This window comes from uncultured Aquincola sp. (genome assembly GCF_964001545.1).
GTDB lineage: Bacteria > Pseudomonadota > Gammaproteobacteria > Burkholderiales > Burkholderiaceae_C > Aquincola.
The window spans coordinates 1-3,854 of record NZ_CAXFDV010000471.1 but is presented as its reverse complement, the minus strand read 5'-3'; the positions used below and the strand labels follow the sequence as shown (position 1 = coordinate 3,854).

At 68.2% G+C, this 3,854-nt stretch carries 4 protein-coding genes; all 4 read right to left on the bottom strand.

The features are described 5' to 3' along the window. Window positions 1-547: hypothetical protein (locus tag ABNT58_RS16185; protein ID WP_348754482.1), on the bottom strand; the 547-nt coding region annotated here is incomplete at its 3' end. 43 nt (window positions 548-590) lie between these two features. Further along, a complete protein-coding gene (locus ABNT58_RS16180) occupies window positions 591-1,907 on the bottom strand; it encodes a HipA domain-containing protein (protein ID WP_348754481.1) in 1,317 nt (438 codons plus the stop codon). 1 nt (window position 1,908) lies between these two features. Further along, window positions 1,909-2,289, bottom strand: a complete 381-nt coding sequence (locus ABNT58_RS16175) for an XRE family transcriptional regulator (protein WP_348754480.1) — start codon at window positions 2,287-2,289, stop codon at window positions 1,909-1,911. A 107-nt stretch (window positions 2,290-2,396) separates the two neighbouring features. Then, window positions 2,397-3,854 (bottom strand): glutamine--fructose-6-phosphate transaminase (isomerizing) (gene glmS, locus ABNT58_RS16170; RefSeq protein ID WP_348754479.1); only part of this gene is annotated, 1,458 nt, incomplete at its 5' end.

Below are 3,854 nucleotides of genomic sequence, written 5' to 3'. Positions count from 1 at the left end.
AGGGCTGGCCCACCGTCAAGGCCTGCACCTGCTGCTGCACGATCCTGGCGTTTTCGGCGTTCAGGATGTGGAAGCTGTTCGGCACGAAGGCGCTCAGGCCGCTGGCGCGCGGGCGCTGCCGGCTGCTGCGTTGCCACACCACCGCCGATGGCACCGCCTTGGCGACGGCCTGCTGGGCCGCGCGCAGCTCGCCCAGTGCGGCCGTGATCTCGGGCGTCTGGGCGGCTGCGGGGAACACCGCCTTCAGCCGGTTGCTGCCATGGTCCACGAAATCGCGCAGGTCCACCATGCCGTAGTCGAAGCGGCCACCACGTCCGTAGTTTTCGCTCTCGTCGCGCGCGCGGGACAAGGCCCAGGCGGCCGCCGCGTGGGGCGACTGGAGCAGCAGGGTCTTGCTGGCCCGGGCCCATTGCTGGGTGGCGGCCAGCACCGGCTCGATCTTCTGCAGGTCGATCAGCGACAGCGTGAGCGGCTCGTCCTCGGACTCGGCCTGATGGCTTTCAAAGAAGGTGTCGATGATCTGCCGACCGAGTTCCTGGCTGCTCACCTGGGGCTTGAGCCTGAGCTTCTCCAGCCAGGCTCTCGGCCCTTCACGGGCGCCGGAACGGGCTGGCGCGCTTTCTCTTGCCTGGCGGCGACTGGTACGGGGCAGCGTCGAAGCCTTCGCGCTGGCTCAGCAGGGCTTGGCCATCGATGCGCTCGGCCAAACTCTGGATGTCCTTCGCGGTCACACCCACCCGCTGAAAGTGCGCCTGCCAGGTGTTGACGACCTCGATGACCGCCGTGACCTCGGTGGCCGCCTCTGCCGGAAGCAGGCCGAACGCTTCACACTGAGACATCGCATTGGCCAGCGTCGAGTCGTGGCCCAAGTCACCGCAGATGAACTCCTGGTAGCCCTGCCCCGAGTTCGTCGGCAGCACGTCATAGGCCGGCGCGAGCCGCAATCGGCCGTTGGCGAACGGTTGCGCCACCAGCAGCGCATGGTTCTTCTCATGGTCGTCGGTGTTGTCGACCAGGATGTTGAACACCATGCGGCGAAACAGTTCGCGAGCATCGCGCTCGTTCAGGCCGTCTTGCGTGATGCCGACCCGACGCAGAATGCGCGCCAGTTCCGGATAGCCCATCTCCGGCTCGGCGCCGGACGCCGTGGCCGCGCGGATGGCGGTGCCCGCCGAGATGCTGTGGATGCGCCGACCGCCGTCCCGGTCAAAACGCCGGACGGCAAGGGCGTTCGAGTCCGCCAGCCGGATGACCTGGGTCTGGGCCACGGTGATGCCCGCGCGTTGCGCCAGCGTCATCGCCGCGTGCTCGATGAGCGGCGTGTCGACCGGTTCGTTGTTGAAAAACTTGATGACCCACTGCTCGCCGTCGATCTCGATGAGCGCCTTGGGCTTGGCGCCGCCGAGCGGACTGCCGCCGCCCGCGATGACGCGGGCTTCCAATGTGCTGATGGGCTCCTGAGCTTCGATCTTCGCCACCACCTCGCTGAGCTGCTGGACCTGCTCCAGCCGCGGCAACGGACTGGCATCGCGAGGGCTGTAGATGTCGGGCGAGGTCGACACGCCGAGCGCCCCGAATCGGTCGTCGCCTGCGTAGTACAGGTACTCCATCAGCGACAGGCGTTGGGGCTTGTCGACGAAGCGGATGACCTTTTCGCCCCAGCGGTCAGGCCGCGCGTCATCCACAGCGCCGACCGCACGTTGCGCATCGGCCGCCAGCCTGCCCGGGGGCAGGAACTCGGTATTGACGAGGGGGAGGTCCTCACTCAGGGGAAATCCGCCGCCCAGCCAGGCCGGGCCGTAGTGCAGCGACACGCCCTTGCCGGCCGACACCAGCTTCAGCGCGCCGACGTAGCACGGCGTGTGCGGGTCGCCCAGGTACCAGAGGTACAGGTCGTCCAGGCGCATCTCAGCCCTTGGCCTCGTCGGCCTTCCTGGCCGCGCGCAGTCGTGCCTGCTCGGCGGCCTGCGTGCGTGCGCGGCCCAGTTCGACGGCGGCGCGCACGTCCTTTTCGATGGCACCCTGGTCATGCTCGGGCGCGGCCAGATTCCTCAACTCGCCGTCGCGCTGAATGAGCCACAGCGCGCTTGCGACGATGCCGATGCCGACCGACGGGTCGCCGGCCTCCAGTCGCTGGAGGGTGGACACCGTCACGCCCAGCCGCTGCGCCCAGGACCGGAGCGACTCCTTGCGGCGCAACCTGGCCACCGCCAAGTCGGCGCCCAGCTTTTCAATCGCGCCAGCGGTGGCCGGCGGAAGGCGCAGGAGAGCTCGGGCGGTCTTGGGCATGACGATCTAATATAACAACGCCAGCCTATTTGTGACTATCTATCGTCACGGAAGGGACGCTGCGGCGTCGGCGGTGGCGTGGGATAGGCATGCCGGACGCCCGCGTCTCACTCCACCGTCACACTCTTCGCCAGATTCCGCGGCTTGTCCACATCGGTGCCCCGCGCGCAGGCGGTGTGGTAGGCCAGCAGCTGCAGCGGCACAGTGTGCAGGATGGGCGAGAGCCAGCCGTAGTGCTCGGGCATGCGGATGACGTGCATGCCGGCGTCGCGCTGGATGTGGGTGTCGCCGTCGGCGAAGACGAAGAGCTCGCCGCCGCGGGCGCGCACCTCTTGCAGGTTGCTCTTGAGCTTTTCCAGCAGCTGGTCGTTGGGCGCCACCGTCACCACCGGCATCGCGGCGGTCACCAGGGCCAGGGGGCCGTGCTTCAGCTCGCCGGCGGGGTAGGCCTCGGCATGGATGTAGCTGATCTCCTTGAGCTTGAGCGCGCCCTCCAGCGCCACCGGGTAGTGCAGGCCGCGGCCCAGGAACAGCGCGTTTTCCTTGCGGGCGAATTCGTCGCTCCAGGCGATGACCTGCGGCTCCAGCGCCAGCACCGACTGGATGGCCGCCGGCAGGTGACGCAGGTCCTTCAGGTGGCGCGCTTCCTGTTCGTCGGTCAGCTTGCCGCGCACCTGACCCAAAGCCAGCGCCAGCAGGAAGAGGCCCACCAGCTGCGTGGTGAAGGCCTTGGTCGAGGCCACGCCGATCTCGGCCCCGGCGCGGGTGATGAAGGCCAGCTTGCACTCGCGCACCATCGCGCTGGTGGGCACGTTGCACACGGTCAGCGTGTGCGGCATGCCCAGTGAGCGGGCGTGCTTGAGCGCAGCCAGCGTGTCGGCGGTTTCACCACTTTGCGTGATGGTGACCACCAGCGTGCGCGGGTTGGGCACGCTGTCGCGGTAGCGGTACTCGCTGGCAATTTCCACCGTGGTGGGCAGGCCGGCCAGTGATTCGATCCACTGCCGCGCCACCAGGCCGGCGTAGTAGCTGGTGCCGCAGGCCAGCACCAGCACCTGGTCCACCTGCTTGAAGATGCCGTGCGCACCATCGCCGAACAGCTCGGGCGACACGCCGGCCACCGCTTCCAGCGTGTCGGCAATCGCCTTGGGCTGCTCGAAGATTTCCTTCTGCATGTAGTGGCGGTAGGGGCCCAGCTCGGCCGCGCCGGTGTGGGCATGCACGGTGCGCACCTCACGCTCCACCGGGCGCAGGCTGCCGTCTGCCTGGCGGCCGTTGATCCACACCTTGTTGAGCTGCACGTCCACCACGTCGCCCTCTTCCAGATACACGATCTGGTCGGTCACGCCGGCCAGGGCCATCGCGTCGCTGGCCAGGAAGTTTTCACCCTCGCCCCGGCCCAGCACCAGCGGCGAGCCTTCACGCGCACCCACCACGCGGTGCGGCTCGTCGCGGCAGAACACGGCAATGGCATAGGCGCCGCGCAGGCGCTGCACGGCCTGCTGCACCGTCTCGAACAGGTCGCCGTCGTACAGGTGGTTCACCAGGTGGGCGATGACCTCGGT

Bases quoted from the DNA above. Each gene is read 5' to 3' on its own strand.
- ABNT58_RS16180 (WP_348754481.1), bottom strand. From the start codon at position 1,907: ATGCGCCTGGACGACCTGTACCTCTGGTACCTGGGCGACCCGCACACG.
- ABNT58_RS16175 (WP_348754480.1), bottom strand. From the start codon at position 2,289: ATGCCCAAGACCGCCCGAGCTCTCCTGCGCCTTCCGCCGGCCACCGCT.